Annotated in this window: 19 protein-coding genes; 11 read left to right on the forward strand and 8 right to left on the reverse strand. The window is 58.7% G+C overall.

Translation table 11 applies throughout. The features are described from left to right. Positions 1 to 81 precede the first annotated feature (81 nt). Entirely contained in the window at positions 82 to 798 is a 717-nt protein-coding gene (locus BK662_RS09650; RefSeq protein ID WP_123357872.1) for a TorF family putative porin, read from the forward strand. A gap of 77 nt (positions 799 to 875) precedes the next feature. Further along, on the forward strand, positions 876 to 1745 hold the full coding sequence (locus tag BK662_RS09655) for a DUF6279 family lipoprotein (RefSeq protein WP_123357873.1): 870 nt from the start codon (positions 876 to 878) through the stop codon (positions 1743 to 1745). A 126-nt stretch (positions 1746 to 1871) separates the two neighbouring features. On the opposite strand, the gene BK662_RS09660 is transcribed toward BK662_RS09655, so the two are convergent. Further along, on the reverse strand, positions 1872 to 2264 hold the full coding sequence (locus BK662_RS09660) for a transcriptional regulator (protein ID WP_123357874.1): 393 nt from the start codon (positions 2262 to 2264) through the stop codon (positions 1872 to 1874). Between the two features lie 201 nt (positions 2265 to 2465). On the opposite strand from BK662_RS09660, the gene BK662_RS09665 reads away from it, so the two are divergent. The 3 genes from BK662_RS09665 (at position 2466) to BK662_RS09675 (ending at position 3988) form a co-directional block, all read left to right on the forward strand. Beyond that, complete coding sequence (locus tag BK662_RS09665; protein WP_123357875.1) at positions 2466 to 3200, forward strand: DUF899 domain-containing protein; 735 nt, start codon at positions 2466 to 2468, stop codon at positions 3198 to 3200. A gap of 163 nt (positions 3201 to 3363) precedes the next feature. After that, entirely contained in the window at positions 3364 to 3606 is a 243-nt protein-coding gene (locus BK662_RS09670; protein WP_123357876.1) for a hypothetical protein, read from the forward strand. A gap of 106 nt (positions 3607 to 3712) precedes the next feature. Next, the gene (locus BK662_RS09675) at positions 3713 to 3988 is read left to right on the forward strand and encodes a hypothetical protein (protein ID WP_123357877.1); all 276 of its coding nucleotides are present in this window, start codon (positions 3713 to 3715) and stop codon (positions 3986 to 3988) included. 135 nt (positions 3989 to 4123) lie between these two features. Here BK662_RS09675 and BK662_RS09680 read toward each other — a convergent pair whose 3' ends face one another. Then, positions 4124 to 5470, reverse strand: a complete 1347-nt coding sequence (locus BK662_RS09680) for a DEAD/DEAH box helicase (protein WP_008153197.1) — start codon at positions 5468 to 5470, stop codon at positions 4124 to 4126. A gap of 192 nt (positions 5471 to 5662) precedes the next feature. Between BK662_RS09680 and BK662_RS09685 the strand changes: the two genes are divergently transcribed. Next, a complete protein-coding gene (locus BK662_RS09685) occupies positions 5663 to 6961 on the forward strand; it encodes a mechanosensitive ion channel family protein (protein ID WP_123357878.1) in 1299 nt (432 codons plus the stop codon). A 108-nt stretch (positions 6962 to 7069) separates the two neighbouring features. Here BK662_RS09685 and BK662_RS09690 read toward each other — a convergent pair whose 3' ends face one another. The 3 genes from BK662_RS09690 to BK662_RS09700 all read right to left on the reverse strand — a co-directional run bounded on the left by BK662_RS09690 (position 7070) and on the right by BK662_RS09700 (position 9488). Continuing rightward, on the reverse strand, positions 7070 to 7936 hold the full coding sequence (locus BK662_RS09690) for a carboxylate/amino acid/amine transporter (protein ID WP_123357879.1): 867 nt from the start codon (positions 7934 to 7936) through the stop codon (positions 7070 to 7072). Between the two features lie 347 nt (positions 7937 to 8283). Beyond that, positions 8284 to 8883 (reverse strand): FMN-dependent NADH-azoreductase, encoded by a 600-nt coding sequence (locus tag BK662_RS09695; RefSeq protein WP_123357880.1) that lies wholly within the window; start codon positions 8881 to 8883, stop codon positions 8284 to 8286. 275 nt (positions 8884 to 9158) lie between these two features. Beyond that, positions 9159 to 9488 carry a 3-phosphoglycerate kinase gene (locus BK662_RS09700; protein WP_123357881.1) on the reverse strand — a complete coding sequence of 110 codons (330 nt, stop codon included), beginning with the start codon at positions 9486 to 9488 and terminating at the stop codon, positions 9159 to 9161. A 49-nt stretch (positions 9489 to 9537) separates the two neighbouring features. Between BK662_RS09700 and BK662_RS09705 the strand changes: the two genes are divergently transcribed. The 4 genes from BK662_RS09705 to BK662_RS09720 all read left to right on the forward strand — a co-directional run bounded on the left by BK662_RS09705 (position 9538) and on the right by BK662_RS09720 (position 13766). Continuing rightward, the gene (locus BK662_RS09705; RefSeq protein WP_007984865.1) at positions 9538 to 10461 is read left to right on the forward strand and encodes a PA3225 family LysR-type transcriptional regulator; all 924 of its coding nucleotides are present in this window, start codon (positions 9538 to 9540) and stop codon (positions 10459 to 10461) included. Positions 10462 to 10475: 14 nt separating this feature from the next. After that, entirely contained in the window at positions 10476 to 11279 is an 804-nt protein-coding gene (locus tag BK662_RS09710; RefSeq protein ID WP_123357882.1) for an alpha/beta fold hydrolase, read from the forward strand. Between the two features lie 3 nt (positions 11280 to 11282). Then, positions 11283 to 11840, forward strand: coding sequence for a peptidylprolyl isomerase A (locus BK662_RS09715; RefSeq protein WP_008013582.1), 558 nt, complete (start codon positions 11283 to 11285; stop codon positions 11838 to 11840). A gap of 93 nt (positions 11841 to 11933) precedes the next feature. After that, positions 11934 to 13766, forward strand: coding sequence for an ABC transporter ATP-binding protein (locus tag BK662_RS09720; RefSeq protein WP_123357883.1), 1833 nt, complete (start codon positions 11934 to 11936; stop codon positions 13764 to 13766). Positions 13767 to 13994: 228 nt separating this feature from the next. Here the strand turns inward: BK662_RS09720 and BK662_RS09725 are convergent, their stop codons facing one another. The 3 genes from BK662_RS09725 to BK662_RS09735 all read right to left on the reverse strand — a co-directional run bounded on the left by BK662_RS09725 (position 13995) and on the right by BK662_RS09735 (position 15789). Further along, the gene (locus tag BK662_RS09725) at positions 13995 to 14483 is read right to left on the reverse strand and encodes a GNAT family N-acetyltransferase (protein WP_123357884.1); all 489 of its coding nucleotides are present in this window, start codon (positions 14481 to 14483) and stop codon (positions 13995 to 13997) included. Between the two features lie 90 nt (positions 14484 to 14573). Further along, entirely contained in the window at positions 14574 to 15059 is a 486-nt protein-coding gene (locus tag BK662_RS09730) for a GyrI-like domain-containing protein (RefSeq protein ID WP_048395713.1), read from the reverse strand. A 67-nt stretch (positions 15060 to 15126) separates the two neighbouring features. Beyond that, a complete protein-coding gene (locus BK662_RS09735) occupies positions 15127 to 15789 on the reverse strand; it encodes a LysE family translocator (protein WP_123357885.1) in 663 nt (220 codons plus the stop codon). A 138-nt stretch (positions 15790 to 15927) separates the two neighbouring features. Here BK662_RS09735 and alaC point away from each other — a divergent pair, with 138 nt between their 5' ends. Continuing rightward, positions 15928 to 17145 carry an alanine transaminase gene (alaC, locus tag BK662_RS09740; RefSeq protein ID WP_123357886.1) on the forward strand — a complete coding sequence of 406 codons (1218 nt, stop codon included), beginning with the start codon at positions 15928 to 15930 and terminating at the stop codon, positions 17143 to 17145. The last annotated feature ends 164 nt before the right edge of the window (positions 17146 to 17309 follow it).

Consider the following 17309-nt stretch of genomic DNA (forward strand, 5'->3'; position numbering starts at 1 on the left):
CGCCGGTATGCTTGCACGTGTCTGGATCAAGCGTTTCAGCAGGTTTTCAGTACCTGCTCCTCGCTGTTCATGGAGTGACGCATGTTCAAGCCCTCTCTTTTCCTGTTCGGCAGCCTGCTGTGGTGTTCGGTCGCCCATGCGCAAGTCTTTCAGCGCGAACTGGGCGACTTCGATCTCAAACTCGCCACCACCCCCAGCCGCAGCATGGCCCAAGGTCTGGTCAAGCCTTCGACGACTGGCTCGTTCCACGGTGGTCTCGACCTGAGCCACGACAGTGGCTTCTACGTAGGCCAATGGTCCCCCAGCATGGGACTGAGCCCGTCGAGCAACCTTGAAGTCGATTCCTACATGGGCTTTAAACAGCCTTTCGATCAATCCCTCGGCTACGAAGTGGGCATGATCCATTACAGCTACCCGAAAGTGGACACTCTCGACAGCCAGGAGCTTTTCGGCGGCCTGACCCTGCTGGGCAGTCGCTTCGGCGCGGCCTTCAGCAACGACCCGGACAAACAGAACAGCACTCTCTTCGCCGACCTCAGTGGCAATCAGCCGTTCGGCATCGGGATCAGCCTGAAATACACCACCCATCAACTCAACACACCGGTGTCCGTCGACGATGGGTATGTAGGCAGTTTCACCGACTGGTCAGTGAAATTCTCCCGGCCGTTCATGGGCATCGATCTGGACTTGATCTACAGTGATTCAAGCCTGAGCGGCAGCGATTGTTCCGCCTATTCCGGTCACAATAGCGAGTGCGACGGCCTGGTGACGCTCAAGGCTGCGCACAGCTTCTATTAATCGGCTGAACTGCCGGGCTGATCCTGCAATCACATAAGAGAACCCAATTAGAAACCAGGTCTTCGCAAGGACTCGCCATGTCGCACTGGTTGAAGCAGATCGGCGTCATCATCACCCTCAGCCTTACCGTCGCCGCGTGCAGTCGCGTAGGCCTGGCTTATCGCAACCTCGACGTGATCATTCCCTGGACGCTCAGCGACTACCTGGAGATGAACCACGAGCAAAAAGACTGGTTCAACGAGCGCCTCAAAGAACACCTGAGCTGGCACTGCACGACGCAATTGCCTGGTTACCTCGACTGGCTGGACCGCTTACAGGCCATGGTCGAAGACAACCAGATCACCGACGCCGCACTGCAAACCCGCACCCAGGAAGCCAAACAGGCCATCGCCGAAACCGCCCGGGAAATCACTCCGTCGGCCATCGAGCTGCTGCAAGGCCTTGATGACAAGCAAGTCGCGGAAATGAACGACGCCTTCGCAAAGGACCAGCGCAAACGTCAGGAGGCCTACATCAAACCGTCGCTGGAGCAACAGATCAAAGCGCGGAGTGTGCGCATGGAGAAACGCCTGAATGTCTGGCTCGGCCCGCTCAGCCCAACCCAACAGCAACGGGTCATGGCTTGGTCGAATGCCTTGGGTGATCAGAACAAACAATGGATTGCCAACCGTGCCCATTGGCAGCAGCAATTCAGCGCGGCAGTCGCACAACGGCAGAGTCCAGAATTCCCACACCAAATCGAGACACTTCTGGTGAATCGTGAGAGTTTGTGGACGCCGGCTTACCGCGAGGCCTACGCCAACACCGAAGCCCAGGCTCGGGCGTTGCTGGTGGACGTGATGGCCGAGAGCACGCCGGTCCAGCGTGAACGGTTGCAGAAGAAGATTGAAGGCGTGCGCAAGGATTTCACCGATTTGAAATGCCTGAAGGCGGCGCGGCAGGATTAAACGGACCAGCACAATCCAATGTGGGAGCGGGCTTGCTCGCGAATGCGGTGTGACAGACGACATGGATTCTGAATGTTAAACCGCATTCGCGAGCAAGCCCGCTCCCACAGGGGGTAAACGCGATCTTCAGGCAATCTGCGCCTTCGACGCCACCTCATCAAACGTCAGCTCCTCCAGCGCATCTTCCTGTTCATCCAGCACCTGCCGCGGATGCTCATTACCCGGAATGCTGCTGTCGATCAGGCTCAATAAACTCGAGCCCCGAGGCGTCAAAATGTAGTTCTCGCCATTGCCACCCTGATCTTCTGGCCGAGGCTCGATATAGCCCCGTATCAACAATAACTTTTCGTACTCGCCAGCCACCGTTTTCAGGTGATCCAGGTTCTCAAACGGCTCACCTTCCGACGCTTTCTCCGCCGCATACTGCTCGGCGTAGGGCCGTGGGGTGAAACTGTGGCCAGCGCCGTTCTGCACTTCATGCAGCAAGCGTTCAATCAAATCCCAGTTATAAGTCAACATCCTGATCAACCTCCAGAGCCCGTGAGTGAAATGGCCTTCATAGGTTGTGACCGACAGGGTCGGCAGCCGTTCAGCCGAGGTATTTCGCCCTACCGACCGGCGGTATGTCGAATAGGGCACAGGCCAAACGACTAGGCTGTGTAAGACGGTTTACCCCTCTGCGCGGATCGACTTTCGCCAAAGCATGCAGGAGAAATCACCATGAACATTCAGAATCATCCGGTCGTGTCCCGAGAAGAATGGCTCGCCGCCCGCAAACAACACCTGGCCCACGAAAAAGCCTTTACCAGGGAACGAGACAAACTCAGCGCCGAACGCCGCGCCCTGCCCTGGGTGAAAATCGACAAACCCTACCGCTTCCAGGGCCCCAACGGCGAACTGAGCCTGGCCGACCTGTTCGGCGGCCGCAGCCAATTAATCATCTATCACTTCATGTTCGCCGCTGGCTGGGACGAAGGCTGCCCCGGTTGCTCGTTCCTGTCCGACCACATCGACGGTGCCAACCAACACCTGGCCCATCACGACGTCGCCATGGTCGCGGTTTCCCACGCACCGTTCACCGAATTCCAACCCTTCAAACAGCGCATGGGCTGGAAATTCGACTGGGTGTCGTCCGAAGGTTGCGACTTCAACTACGACTTTGGCGTCTCGGCTCGAGCCGAAGACGTCGCCGCGGGAAAAGCCACCTACAACTACGAAAAAACTGACGGCGCCGAGGAAGAACTCCCAGGGCTCAGCGTGTTTTATCGCAATGAAGCGGGGGAGATTTTCCATACCTATTCAACGTATGCCCGCGGCCTGGACCTGCTGGTCGGCACCTACAACTATCTGGACCTCACGCCTAAGGGCCGTAATGAAGAGGAGATCATGGATTGGGTCAGGTATCACGACCGGTATGAGGACAAGGCGCCGGCCAGTTGCTGTCATGGGGGGTAGACCCTCAGCGATCAAGGCTCAGCCATTAGTCCGAACTGGACACAGTCCCCATGAACACCACAAATCCCCTCTGGGAGCGAGCCTGCTCGCGATGACTAACATTCAACATTGATGTCGGACTGATACACCGCTTTCGCGAGCAGGCTCGCTCCCACAAGGTTGCGTGTGTTCTGTAGGTACATGCGGTTGCCTGACTGCAACGGGGGCAAACGCCCTACAACAACCTCCCGACTACCGCATTCGCACCGTCACCCAAGTGCTGGAAAACATCGCCTTTCGCGCCGAGATCGGTAGCGACACGGTGGTGCTTTCCGACTTCTCCAAACTGCTGGCCATTCCGTTACGCGATGGTTGTGATTTGATGGATGTCATTGGCAGACGGCTGCGGGCGCAGGCTGCGGAGTGAATGAAAACGGGCGACCTGTGGGTCGCCCGTTTCTGTCACTGAACTTTTTTCGCCCTTCAGCCCTCAACCGGATAACCCGCCTTATCCGGAACCGAGGCCTGACTTTATGAAAACCCTGCTCAAACTCACCCTCGCCGCCACCCTCGCCTGCGCCCTCCCCGTTTGGGCCTGCCCTCCCGAGGAAGCCACCGCCAAGCGCGAACAACTGGCCAAGGAAATCGCCAAGATCACTGAGCAGAACCCGGCCAAGGCCAAGGAGATCAACGATGAGCTGCAGAAGATGGACCTGGATACGGCCAGCAAGGATTTTCCGGACAAGTGCCAGTTGATCGATCAGCGTATCAAGGAGCTGGAATCGGCGGAGATGAAAGCCAAGGGTTAAAGGGCAAGATCAAAAGATCGCAGCCTTCGGTAGCTCCTACACCGGTTGAGCGTGCAGCTGTAAGAGCTGCTGCGATTTTTTGACGTAAAAAAACCCGGACACTGTCCGGGTTTTTTATTGGTTCGCTACCGCGCTTTATTCAGCAGCCGGCGCTTCCGGCTTGCGGCGTTTCAGCGGGGCCATGCCGTCCTTGCTGACCAGCGACAGGGCGTCGGTCTTCGGGCGGTTGGCGATCTTGCGCTTGGTCGGGGCCTTGGCGCCGGTTTTCTTCTTGTCGCCCTTGGCGTCGACCTTTTTCTTCTTCACGCCAACGGCTTTGCCCGAGGCCTTGACCTTTTTCGGTCCGCCGTAGGTGCCTTTGACTTCCTTGATGGTGCGGCGCTCGAAGCTCTGCTTGAGGTAGCGCTCGACGCTCGACATCAGGTTCCAGTCGCCATGGCAGATCAGCGAGATGGCCAGGCCATCGTTGCCGGCGCGACCGGTGCGACCGATGCGGTGAACGTATTCGTCGCCGCTGCGCGGCATGTCGAAGTTGATCACCAGGTCCAGGCCTTCCACGTCCAGGCCGCGAGCGGCGACGTCGGTGGCCACGAGGATCTTCACGCCGCCCTGCTTCAGGCGGTCGATGGCCAGTTTGCGATCTTTCTGGTCTTTGTCACCGTGCAGCACGAACGCTTTGTATTCCTGCGCTACCAGACGGCCGTAAATACGGTCGGCCATGGCCCGGGTGTTGGTGAACACGATGGCCTTCTGATAGGTCTCGTTGGCCAGCAGCCAGTTCACGATCTGTTCTTTGTGCTGATTGTGGTCGGCGGTGATGATCTGCTGACGAGTGGTGGCGTTCAGATCGCTGACGTTGTTCAGCTGCAAGTGTTCAGGGTTGTTCAGGACCTTGGCGACCATCTCGCGCAGGCCCGAACCGCCGGTGGTGGCGGAAAACAGCATGGTCTGCTGACGGTTGGTACACTCTTCTACCAGACGCTGAACGTCTTCGGCAAAGCCCATGTCGAGCATGCGGTCGGCTTCGTCGAGCACCAGCACTTCGACTTCTTTGAGGTCGAGGTTGCCGGCGTTCAGTTGCTCGATCATCCGGCCCGGCGTACCGATCAGGATGTCCGGCACCTTGCGCAACATGGCAGCCTGGACCTTGAAGTCTTCACCGCCGGTGATCAGGCCGGACTTGATGAAGGTGAATTGAGCGAAGCGCTCGACTTCCTTGATGGTCTGCTGGGCCAGCTCGCGGGTCGGCAGCAGGATCAGGGTCTTGATGCTGACGCGGACTTTGGCCGGGCCGATCAAGCGGTTGAGGATTGGCAAAACGAAGGCAGCGGTTTTGCCGCTACCGGTTTGCGCTGTCACCCGCAGGTCACGCCCTTGGAGCGCCAGCGGAATAGCCGCTGCTTGCACAGGCGTTGGCTCGACAAATTTAAGCTCGGCCACGGCTTTGAGCAGGCGTTCGTGCAGGGCGAATTGGGAAAACACGGGTGCTACCTCGAAGAAATACAAAAAAACAGCTGCATAGGGTAACGGTTTCGAGCGCGAAGGCCGAGTTTCTTTATACAAACGGCTGCAAACAGTGGGTTTTTATTGTTTGATTTGTACCCAAACGTCATCCGAAACGTCTTAAGTGCTCTAATCGCCCCGTCGCGTCCTACAGAAGAACCGTTTTCGCCCATGGATATCAAACAGCTCTGGCTCAACGCCCAAGACCTCTGGGGCGCCCTCGATCAGCACCCGCTCCTGCATTCCACGCTCGCGCTGATGTTGCTGCTGGTGGTGGCGCTGGTGCTCGGACGAGTGGCGCGTTACCTCATTCTTCATATGACCAAAATACTCGGCCGCCAGCCGTCGCTGCACTGGATCACCGATTTTCGCCACAACAAAGTGTTTCATCGCCTGGCGCAGATGACGCCCTCGCTGCTGATCCAGTTCGGCCTGCACCTGGTGCCGGAGTTGGGCAAGACCAGCCTGAACTTCCTCGGCAACGTGGCGCTGGCGTTCACCATTCTGTTCCTGGTGCTGGCCGTCAGCGCATTGCTCAATGCCCTGCTGGACATCTATGCCCGCACCGAACATGCCCGCACCCGCTCGATCAAAGGCTACGTGCAACTGGCGAAAATGGTGCTGTTCGTGTTTGGCGCGATCATCATCGTCGCCACGTTGATCGACCGTTCGCCGCTGTTGCTGCTGTCGGGTCTGGGCGCCATGTCGGCGGTGATTCTGTTGGTCTACAAAGACACCCTGCTGTCGTTCGTTGCCAGTGTGCAACTGACCAGCAACGATATGCTGCGGGTCGGCGACTGGATCGAGATGCCGCAAGTCGGGGCCGACGGTGATGTGGTGGACATCACCTTGCACACGGTCAAGGTGCAGAATTTCGACAAGACAATAGTGTCGATCCCGACCTGGCGCCTGATGTCCGAGTCGTTCAAGAACTGGCGCGGCATGCAGCAATCCGGCGGGCGCCGGATCAAGCGCAGCTTGTTCATCGACGCCAGCGGCGTGCGGTTTATTCGCGATGACGAAGAGCTGAAGCTGTCCCAGGTGCATCTGCTGACCGACTACATCAACCGCAAACAGGCTGAACTCAAGGCCTGGAACGAAGCCCAGGGCAATGTCGCGGCGATGTCGGCCAACCGCCGGCGGATGACCAACATCGGCACCTTCCGCGCCTATGCGCTGGCATACCTGAAGAGTCACCCGGAGATTCAGCCGAACATGACCTGCATGGTTCGCCAGATGCAGACCACCGCGCAGGGCATCCCGCTGGAAATCTACTGCTTCACCCGCACCACGGTGTGGGCCGATTACGAGCGGATTCAGGGGGATATTTTCGATTACCTGCTGGCGGTGCTGCCGGAGTTTGGCTTGAGCCTTTATCAGCAGCCGAGCGGTGGTGATCTGCGGTCGGGGTTACTTCCGGCGGTGTTGGGCGCGAGCCACATTCCCGAGCCCGAAAAACACATCATGTAGCACCGTTTCCCCCCTGTGGGAGCGAGCCTGCTCGCGATGGCTGAGTATCAGTCAGCATAAATATTGACTGTCATACCGCTATCGCGAGCGGGCTCGCTCCCACAGGGTTTAGTGTGCGGCCACCGTTTTTTGTACACCCAACCGACTAATCCACACCGCCATCAGAATCACCATCCCACCCAACAACAACCGCCCCAATTCTTCATGCTGATTCCAGATCAGCAAGTTGATCAACAACCCCACCGGCACATGCAAATTGTTCATCACCGCCAGCGTCCCGCCGTTCACCAGGCACGCGCCCTTGTTCCACCAGTACAAGCCCAGCGCGGTCGAGACCAGGCCGAGGAACAGCAGCACGCCCCATTGCAGCGGTGCTTCAGGCAGGAAGTTCTGTTTGCCGAACAGCAGAAACGCCGGCAACGCCACCGCCAACGCGCCCAGGTAGAAGTAGCCGAAGCGCCGGTAATGCGGCAGATCACTCGGATGTCGGGCCACCAGATGTTTGTAGAGCACCTGCCCGGCGGCGTAGGTGAAGTTGGCCAGTTGCAGTAACAGAAAGCCCATGAAGAAATCCGGGTTGATCCGATCAAACCGAATCACCGCCGCGCCCGCCACCGCCACCAGTGCCGCAATCAAGGCCCACGGATTGAAGCGCCGGTTCAGCGCGTCTTCGATCAGGGTCACGTGCAGCGGCGTGAGGATGGTGAACAACAACACTTCCGGCACCGTCAGCACCCGGAAGCTCAGGTACAGGCAGACGTAAGTCACGCCGAACTGCAACGCGCCGATCAGCAACATGCCGCGCATGAACGCCGGCTCAACCTGACGCCAGCGTGTCAGCGGAATGAACACCAACCCCGCCAGCAGCACCCGCACCAGCACCGCGAAGTAACTGTCGACATGACCGGCCAGGTATTCGCCGATCAAGCTGAAGGAAAACGCCTGGATCAGCGTGACAAAAAGTAGATAGCCCATGGTCGCCTCATTTCGAATGGCGGCGACGATAGCGGGTTTTGCCCTTCATCGCGAATCGTCAGGCCACACACAAATCCCCTGTGGGAGCGAGCCTGCTCGCGATGACGGCGTTACATTCAACATTGATGTTGGCTGACACACCGCTATCGCGAGCAGGCTCGCTCCCACAAGGGTTGTGTGCTCATTCACAAAATCGCAGGCAAAAAAAAGCCCGATCTCGCTAATGCGTTCAATCGGGCTACAGCACTCAGGAGCAACAAGTGCAAAGGGAAGTTCGATGCGCGTACAGGCTTGAAGGGTTGCGCCAGATCACTAGACCATCCAGCGATTATCTGGCGATTAACGGGTCAGGCGACCTGGGAAAGCTTGGCGTTGGCCTGGTTCAGGCCTTTCTCCTGGAAGCCGCCGCCCAGGTTCATGCCTTCGGCGTGAATGAACGTTACGTCGTGGATGCCGATGAAGGCCATGACCTGGCGCAGGTACGGTTCCTGGTGATCCGAGGCGGCTCCGGCATGGATACCACCGCGAGCGGTCAGCACATAAACACGCTTGCCGTTGAGCAAACCTTGCGGGCCGGTTTCGGTGTACTTGAAGGTCACGCCGGCACGCAGCACGTGGTCGAGCCAGGCTTTGAGAGTGCTTGGAATGGCAAAGTTGTACATCGGTGCGGCCATTACCAGTACGTCGGCGGCCAGCAATTCATCGGTCAGCAGGTTGGAGCGTTCCAACGAGGCTTGTTCGATGTCGTTGCGTTGTTCGGCAGGTTTCATCCAGCCGCCCAGCAAGTTGATGTCCAGGTGCGGCACCGGGGTGGTGGCTAGGTCACGGACGGTGATCTGGTCGGCCGGGTGTGCGGCTTTCCATTGGCTGATGAAGGTCTGGGTCAGCTGGCGGGAAACCGAGTCTTGCTGACGGGCGCTGCTTTCGATGATCAGAACGCGGGACATGGGATGTAGCCTCCATCTGAGAATGCTGTAGGTCGATGGAGTGAAGGTTAAACAGAGTCATATCGATGAAAAAGCGCAAATAACTGCTATAAAGCATCGATAAATTCGTTTATAAGCGGAGCATGCCCTTTGGGATCGGGTGTGGCGAAGGGGCTTGCCCCCGTTTGAGTGCATAGCACTCACAAGATCTTTGGTATATCAGATTTTTGGGGCGGCTTCGCAGCCCAACGGGGGCAAGCCCCCTCGCCACAGCCCGCTCCCACAGGGTTGTAAAGTCATTTCGGGGTGCAGGTCAGGTTGATACGCATCTTGATGATGGTCCGGGTGAACTTGGCGGTGGCGTTTTTGTGTTTACCGGCGGGCACTTCGATTGTGCGGGTGCGCGGCGACTCCGGGCCATTGTTGAAAACCACCTTGCAGATCGCGTCGGTGCTGCCGTAGTTGTTCACTTGAATGGAGGCGATGTCGTTATCCGTGTCGTACGAGTTGTAGTCGATGCTCAAGCCGTTCAATTGCTTTTGAACGTCGATCGGATAAGCAAACGCAGTCAGCGGCAGCATTGCCAACACTGCACAACCCGCCATCACACAACAAAGTTTTTTCATTCAGCAGCCTCCAATAAGGACTGCCAGCTTAGGACAAGAGGAACTCAACATGAAAGCGCCCCGCGTGACCCTTGATCAATGGCGAACATTGCAGGCCGTGGTCGATCACGGCGGTTTCGCCCAGGCCGCCGAAGCGCTGCACCGCTCGCAATCGTCGGTCAGCTACACCGTAGCGCGCATGCAGGACCAGCTCGGTGTGCCATTGCTACGCATCGACGGCCGCAAAGCGGTGCTCACCGAAGCCGGCGGCGTGCTGCTGCGCCGCTCCCGGCAACTGGTGAAACAGGCCAGCCAGCTGGAAGACCTGGCCCATCACATGGAGCAAGGCTGGGAAGCGGAAGTGCGGCTGGTGGTCGACGCCGCCTACCCCAGCGCCCGCCTCGTTCGCGCACTGACCGCGTTCATGCCGCAAAGCCGTGGCTGCCGGGTGCGTCTGCGCGAAGAAGTGTTGTCGGGTGTCGAGGAAGTGTTGCTTGAAGGCGTGGCCGATCTGGCCATCACCGGTTTCAGCATTCCCGGTTATCTGGGCGCAGAATTGAGCGACGTCGAATTTATCGCGGTCGCCCACCCCGAGCATCCCTTGCATCGCCTGAACCGCGAACTGAGCTTCCAGGACCTGGAGAGCCAGATGCAAGTGGTAATCCGCGACTCCGGCCGTCAACAACCGCGAGACGTCGGCTGGCTCGGCGCCGAACAGCGCTGGACCGTCGGCAGCCTGGCCACCGCCGCGACTTTCGTCAGCAGCGGCCTGGGCTTCGCCTGGCTGCCCCGGCACATGATCGAGCGCGAACTCAAGGAAGGGACGCTCAAAGTGCTACCGTTGGACCAGGGTGGCAGCCGCAACCCGAGCTTCTATCTGTATTCAAACAAGGACAAACCCTTGGGCCCGGCCACGCAGATTCTCATCGAACTGCTGCGCACCTTCGATACCGCGCCGCTGGATGCGCCCTTCGCCGCCCCTGAACAAGCCTGACACGGAGTGTACCCATGGCCTATTTCGAACATGAAGGTTGCAACCTGCACTATGAGGAATATGGCCAAGGCACGCCGTTGCTGCTGGTTCACGGGCTGGGTTCCAGCACCCTGGACTGGGAAATGCAGATCCCGGCGCTCTCGGCCCACCATCGGGTGATTGTCCCGGATGTACGCGGCCACGGGCGCTCCGACAAACCCCGCGAGCGCTACAGCATCGCCGGGTTCAGCGCCGACCTGATTGCGTTGATGGAACACTTGAATCTTGGCCCTGCGCATCTTGTCGGGCTTTCGATGGGTGGCATGATCGCTTTTCAACTGGCGGTGGACCAGCCACAACTGCTCAAGAGCCTGTGCATCGTCAACAGCGCGCCCGAGGTCAAACGGCGCAGCCGCAACGATTACTGGCAGTGGTTCAAGCGTTGGAGTCTGATGCGCGCGCTGAGCATGGGCACCATCGGCAAGGCCCTGGGCGCCAAGCTGTTTCCCAAGCCCGAGCAAGCTTCGCTACGACAAAAAATAGCGGCGCGCTGGGCAAAAAACGACAAACATGCTTATCTCGCCAGCTTCGATGCCATCGTTGGCTGGGGGGTTCAGGAACGACTTTCCAAAGTGTCCTGTCCAACCCTCATCGTCAGCGCCGACCGTGACTACACTCCGGTCGCGTTGAAAGAAACCTATGTAAAACTGCTGCCCGATGCGCGGCTGGTGGTGATCGCCGACTCGCGCCACGCCACCCCGCTGGATCAACCCGAACGCTTCAACCAAACGCTGCTCGAGTTTCTCACCGCAGTCGACACCACTACTCAGGATCACTGACCCATGCTGAAAAAAATCGCCCTCGTCGCCGGCTCCGTTCTATTTGCCGCCAACCTGATGGCCGCCACGCCCGCCAAGGCGCCGCACGTGCTGCTGGAAACCACCAACGGCCAGATCGAAATCGAACTGGACCCGGTCAAAGCGCCGATCAGTACCAAGAACTTCCTTGAGTACGTCGACAGCGGTTTCTACAACAACACGATTTTTCATCGTGTGATTCCTGGCTTTATGGTCCAGGGCGGCGGTTTCACTCAACAGATGCAGCAAAAAGAAACCAAGGCGCCGATCAAGAACGAATCCAAGAACGGCCTGCATAACGTGCGTGGCACGCTGTCCATGGCCCGTACGTCCGTCCCGGATTCGGCCACCAGCCAGTTCTTCGTCAACGTCAAAGACAATGACTTCCTCGACCAGGGCGACGGCTACGCGGTGTTCGGTAAAGTCGTGAAAGGCATGGACGTGGTGGACATCATCGTCAACTCGCCAACCACCACCCGCGGTGGCATGAAAGACGTGCCGGCCGACCCTGTCTTCATCAAGTCGGCCAAGCGCATCGACTGAGAGTAAGCTGGACAGGGAGTTTTGAGCGGCCGCCGGTGCTTCCGGCGCCGCTCATATCGTTTAAAGGAGAGCCCGTGCGCGGGCGAAGAACTGATGCTTTATCGCCGTTTTGAAAAACTGATCGACATTTTCCGCGATGCACCGACGGCGGCTCCGCCGGATCGGGTTCTCCCCTTCTATACCTACTACCTGAAGCAGGTCTGGCCGAGTTTCGCCGTCCTGCTGATCGTCGGCCTGTTCGGCGCGCTGATCGAAGTGGCGCTGTTCAGCTACCTGAGCCGCATCATCGACCTCGCCCAAGGCACGCCCAATGTCAATTTCTTCAAGGAACACGGCATCGAACTGGCCTGGATGGCGGTGGTTGCGCTGGTCCTGCGCCCGATATTTGTTGGCCTGCATGACTTGCTGGTACACCAGACCTTGAGCCCCAGCCTGACCAGCCTGATCCGCTGGCAAAACCACAGTTACGTGCTCAAACAGAGCCTCAATTTCTTCCAGAACGACTTCGCCGGGCGCATCGCCCAACGCATCATGCAGACCGGCAACTCGTTGCGCGATTCCGCTGTGCAAGCGGTGGACGCGCTATGGCACGTGCTGATCTATGCGATCAGTTCATTGGTGCTGTTCGCCGAAGCCGACTGGCGCCTGATGATCCCGCTGCTGACCTGGATCGCCGCCTTCATCGGCGCCCTCTACTACTTCGTGCCACGGGTCAAGGAACGCTCGGTGGTGTCCTCCGATGCGCGCTCCAAACTCATGGGGCGGATCGTCGATGGCTACACCAACATCACCACCCTGAAGCTGTTCGCTCACACCAACTTCGAGCAGCAATACGCCCGCGAAGCGATCAAGGAGCAAACCGAAAAAGCCCAACTGGCCGGCCGTGTGGTGACCAGCATGGACGTTGCCATCACCAGCATGAACGGCCTGCTGATCGTCAGCACCACCGGCCTCGCACTGTGGCTGTGGACGCAATCGCTGATCACGGTGGGCGCCATCGCCCTCGCCACAGGCCTGGTGATCCGCATCGTCAACATGTCTGGCTGGATCATGTGGGTGGTCACTGGCATTTTCGAAAACATCGGCATGGTTCAGGACGGTTTGCAGACCATTTCCCAGCCAGTCAGTATCACCGACCGCGAGCAGGCCAAGCCTTTGAATGTGGCGCGTGGCGAGGTGCGTTTCGATCACGTCGATTTTCACTACGGCAAGAAAAGCGGGATCATCGGCGACCTCAACCTGACCATTAAACCCGGTGAGAAAATCGGCCTGATCGGCCCGTCCGGTGCCGGCAAATCGACGTTGGTCAATCTGCTGCTTCGCCTCTATGACGTGCAGGGCGGACGGATCCTCATCGATGGCCAGAACATCGCCGAAGTCGGTCAGGAAAGCCTGCGTGAACGCATCGGCATGATCACCCAGGACACCTCGCTGCTGCACCGTTCGATCCGCGACAATTTGCTGTACGGCAAACCTGACGCCACCGATGCCGAACTCTGGGAAGCGGTACACAAGGCCCGTGCCGACGAATTCATCCCGTTGCTGTCGGACTCTGAGGGCCGCACCGGTTTCGATGCTCACGTCGGTGAACGCGGAGTGAAGCTCTCCGGTGGCCAGCGTCAGCGGATTGCCATCGCCCGGGTGCTGCTCAAGGACGCGCCGATCCTGATCATGGACGAAGCCACCTCGGCACTGGACTCGGAAGTCGAAGCGGCGATTCAGGAAAGCCTCGAAACCCTGATGCAGGGCAAGACTGTGATCGCCATCGCCCACCGCCTCTCGACCATCGCGCGGATGGACCGCTTGGTGGTGCTGGAAAACGGCAAGATTGCCGAAACCGGCAGCCACGCCGAACTGCTGGCCCATGGCGGCTTGTATGCGCGGTTGTGGCAGCACCAGACCGGGGGGTTTGTCGGAATCGATTGAGGCTTGTGATTAACACCAAACCTGTAGGGCTTGCCCCAATGGGGTCAGTTAAGGACTTGAACACCGCAGCTCCTGTGGGAGCGAGCCTGCTCGCGATTGCGGCGGGTCAGCCAATATTGATGCTGAATGTACCGCCGTCATCGCGAGCAGGCTCGCTCCCACAAGTTGCGCACCTTAACTGACAGGCATTAGAGCTTGCCCCCACACTAGATCTGGGCCGGCGGCGGGTTACAGCGTCAACACCATCTCATGCCACGCCATCCCGCCATGGTCGGACGCCGAAGGCTTGATGTAGGCAAAACCAAACCCGGCATAGAACGCAATGTGCCGCTCTTTGCACATCAGATGGATGCTGGCCTTGTCCAGTGCGCGCATGCGCTGGATGAACTCACCCATCAAACGTTTCGCCAGGCCCTGCCCTTGGTAGTCCGGATGCACCACCACCGACATGATCACCACGTGCGGGCCCGCCGGGTCGTGGCCGATCAGTTCCTTGAATGCCTCGTCCGACATCTGCACCTCAAACGCCGCACCGGAATTGATGAAACCGGCTACAACGCCATCCACTTCAGCAACGATGAAGCCCTCGGGCCACGTGGCTATGCGGGTGGCGATTTTCTCGCGGGTGGCGGCTTCATCGCCTTCATAGGCAACGGTTTCGATGGCGTAGCAGCGGTCCAGGTCAGCGGGGCTGACGTGACGGATAACGGTGTTCATGGTAGCTCGGAATCGGCGAGGGAAAGGTCGGGGATCATAAATCAGCATCAATCGAGAGGCGAATCACCGATCCGCCGCTCGACCCGCTCTTTACGCTTTGAGCGGCAGCCAGATTTCCAGCACACCGGTATTGAGCTTCGGGTTGAAATCGTCGCTGTAGCGTTCGAACTCCGGAGCGTCCGCAGCTTCATGACCGGATTTCGGCAACCAGGTTTTCCAGATGTATTGAAAGGTCTGGGGCAAGGTATCCAGAGAGCCCTTATGTTCGAAGACTGCATACTTCTGAGGCTGAACTTCGATCCAGCGGTACTTCTCGGGCAGGTCGTCAAGCTTGCTGATTTCGACACCGGCGATGTATTCGAAACCACCCTTGCCATCCGGATTGCAGCAGATACCGTAGGTTACTTCGCTTTTCTGACCGGGAATTTTGCCAATCTCGGGAATGAATTTCTCCCATAGATCGGGGATCGCTTTGGTCGTATCCGCAGTAAATCGTCCACCAAGCCCCGCTATGAGCATGAAGTGCCCGTTTTCGAAGCGTGGCTCGGCGGTTTCGACGCCTGTTTGCTCATCCATGACTCAACTCCTTGTACTGAAAGGTGGGTTCGGCTGGGAGTATAGAAGCCAAACCCGATTCGCCCAATTACAGTGCGTGCAACTGCTCGATGGCGCCTGGTCCGATGAACTCGTTATAACCCGACAGGATCACGTAGACCGCGAAATAGCAGAAGATCGCTGCCGATGCCATGTAGGAATAACGCAATAATTTGTCACCGAGCAGTTTGCCGCCGTGGCTCGCAGCGAAGCACAGACCGACACACCAAAGCACCCCGGCGCACAAGAAACCACCGAGAAACAGCGCCGAACTGAGCGCGCCACCGCCACCGGAACGGGCGATCAGCGTGCCGCCCACCGCGGCGAACCAGAGAATGGCACTGGGCGATGACATTGCGAGAAAAATCCCGCGGAAAAACTCGCGACGGTGCGAGTTATGCCCCACCTCCGGGGTTTGCGCCAACAGCGCTTCATGGTGGATCGCCGAATAAATCATCTTCGCCGCGAAATACAGCAGCAACGCCGACCCGCCAATCCACAACACCCAGCGCACGGTCTCGTACTGCAGCAATACGGTCATGCCGGCCAATGCCAGCACCGCGTAAAACAGGTCGCCGACACACGTCCCCAACCCCAGGGCAAAGCCTTGAAAATAGCCGCGCTGCATCGCCAGCGTGATCATCGCGATATTGGCCACGCCGATGTCCAGGCACAGCGAAAGGCTCAACAAGAAGCCACTGGTAAATTCCATCGACCATATCCTTGGGAAAAATTTATTGATGCGCAGGCTAGACAGTTTGCCACGACTGCCCTTACATTCCGCCACAGGCCACCGCAGTGGCCAGCGTCGCTCGGACGGTTCCGGGCGCTTACGTTATCCGAGGCAACAATGGCCGAACAAGGTTCGCCGCGCCGCTTTGCGCGCATAGATCGACTCCCCCCTTACGTTTTCAACATCACTGCCGAGCTGAAGATGGCCGCCCGTCGTCGTGGCGAAGACATCATCGACTTGAGCATGGGCAACCCCGACGGGGCCACACCGCCGCACATTGTCGAAAAACTCGTCACCGTCGCCCAGCGCGAAGACACCCATGGCTACTCCACGTCCAAAGGGATTCCGCGCCTGCGCCGGGCGATTTCCAATTGGTACAAGGATCGCTACGAAGTCGACATCGACCCGGAAACCGAAGCCATCGTCACCATCGGTTCCAAGGAAGGTCTGGCGCATTTGATGCTGGCTACCCTTGACCAGGGCGACACGGTGCTGGTGCCGAACCCGAGCTACCCGATTCACATCTACGGTGCCGTGATTGCCGGCGCCCAGGTGCGCTCGGTGCCGCTGATCCCTGGCGTGGATTTCTTCGCCGAGCTGGAACGGGCGATTCGCGGCTCGATCCCTAAACCGAAAATGATGATCCTCGGTTTCCCGTCCAACCCCACCGCCCAGTGCGTGGAGCTGGACTTCTTCGAGCGGGTGATTGCCCTCGCCAAACAGTACGACGTTTTGGTGGTGCATGACCTGGCCTATGCCGACATCGTCTACGACGGCTGGAAAGCCCCGTCGATCATGCAGGTACCCGGCGCCAAGGACATTGCGGTGGAGTTTTTCACCCTGTCCAAGAGCTACAACATGGCCGGCTGGCGCATCGGTTTCATGGTCGGCAACCCGGAGCTGGTCAACGCCCTGGCGCGGATCAAGAGCTATCACGACTACGGCACGTTCACCCCGCTGCAAGTCGCGGCCATCGCGGCGCTGGAAGGCGATCAGCAGTGCGTCAAAGACATTGCCGATCAGTATCGGCAGCGTCGCAACGTGCTGGTCAAAGGCCTGCATGAACTGGGCTGGATGGTCGAAAACCCGAAAGCATCGATGTATGTCTGGGCCAAGATTCCCGAGGCTTATGCACACATGGGCTCGCTGGAATTCGCCAAGAAACTGCTGGCCGAGGCCAAGGTTTGCGTCTCGCCGGGTGTGGGATTTGGCGAGTATGGGGACGATCATGTGCGCTTCGCGCTGATCGAAAACCAGGACCGGATTCGTCAGGCCGTGCGCGGGATTCGCGGGATGTTCCGGGCTGATGGGCTAGTGACTAAAACCAACGCCTGACACACAAAACCCGGTGGGAACAAACATCTATGGCGAGGGAGCTTGCTCCCGCTGGGTCGCGCAGCGGCCCCAAAACCAATCACCGTGTTTTTTTTCAGATAGAACACGGTGGACGGATTTACGACTGCTGCGTAGCCGAGCGGGAGCAAGCTCCCTCGCCACAA

The organism is Pseudomonas frederiksbergensis (genome assembly GCF_003732275.1).
GTDB classification, from domain to species: Bacteria; Pseudomonadota; Gammaproteobacteria; order Pseudomonadales; family Pseudomonadaceae; genus Aquipseudomonas; species Aquipseudomonas frederiksbergensis_H.

Excerpts from the sequence above, each read along its gene's own strand:
- BK662_RS09730 (WP_048395713.1), bottom strand. The coding sequence starts at position 15,059 with ATGGATGAGCAAACAGGCGTCGAAACCGCCGAGCCACGCTTCGAAAAC.
- BK662_RS09705 (WP_007984865.1), top strand. The coding sequence starts at position 9,538 with ATGAAAGCGCCCCGCGTGACCCTTGATCAATGGCGAACATTGCAGGCC.
- BK662_RS09675 (WP_123357877.1), top strand. The coding sequence starts at position 3,713 with ATGAAAACCCTGCTCAAACTCACCCTCGCCGCCACCCTCGCCTGCGCC.
- BK662_RS09725 (WP_123357884.1), bottom strand. The coding sequence starts at position 14,483 with ATGAACACCGTTATCCGTCACGTCAGCCCCGCTGACCTGGACCGCTGC.
- BK662_RS09690 (WP_123357879.1), bottom strand. The coding sequence starts at position 7,936 with ATGGGCTATCTACTTTTTGTCACGCTGATCCAGGCGTTTTCCTTCAGC.
- BK662_RS09715 (WP_008013582.1), top strand. The coding sequence starts at position 11,283 with ATGCTGAAAAAAATCGCCCTCGTCGCCGGCTCCGTTCTATTTGCCGCC.
- BK662_RS09710 (WP_123357882.1), top strand. The coding sequence starts at position 10,476 with ATGGCCTATTTCGAACATGAAGGTTGCAACCTGCACTATGAGGAATAT.
- BK662_RS09735 (WP_123357885.1), bottom strand. The coding sequence starts at position 15,789 with ATGGAATTTACCAGTGGCTTCTTGTTGAGCCTTTCGCTGTGCCTGGAC.
- BK662_RS09695 (WP_123357880.1), bottom strand. The coding sequence starts at position 8,883 with ATGTCCCGCGTTCTGATCATCGAAAGCAGCGCCCGTCAGCAAGACTCG.
- BK662_RS09700 (WP_123357881.1), bottom strand. The coding sequence starts at position 9,488 with ATGAAAAAACTTTGTTGTGTGATGGCGGGTTGTGCAGTGTTGGCAATG.
- BK662_RS09650 (WP_123357872.1), top strand. The coding sequence starts at position 82 with ATGTTCAAGCCCTCTCTTTTCCTGTTCGGCAGCCTGCTGTGGTGTTCG.
- BK662_RS09720 (WP_123357883.1), top strand. The coding sequence starts at position 11,934 with ATGCTTTATCGCCGTTTTGAAAAACTGATCGACATTTTCCGCGATGCA.
- BK662_RS09655 (WP_123357873.1), top strand. The coding sequence starts at position 876 with ATGTCGCACTGGTTGAAGCAGATCGGCGTCATCATCACCCTCAGCCTT.
- BK662_RS09660 (WP_123357874.1), bottom strand. The coding sequence starts at position 2,264 with ATGTTGACTTATAACTGGGATTTGATTGAACGCTTGCTGCATGAAGTG.
- BK662_RS09685 (WP_123357878.1), top strand. The coding sequence starts at position 5,663 with ATGGATATCAAACAGCTCTGGCTCAACGCCCAAGACCTCTGGGGCGCC.
- BK662_RS09665 (WP_123357875.1), top strand. The coding sequence starts at position 2,466 with ATGAACATTCAGAATCATCCGGTCGTGTCCCGAGAAGAATGGCTCGCC.
- alaC (WP_123357886.1), top strand. The coding sequence starts at position 15,928 with ATGGCCGAACAAGGTTCGCCGCGCCGCTTTGCGCGCATAGATCGACTC.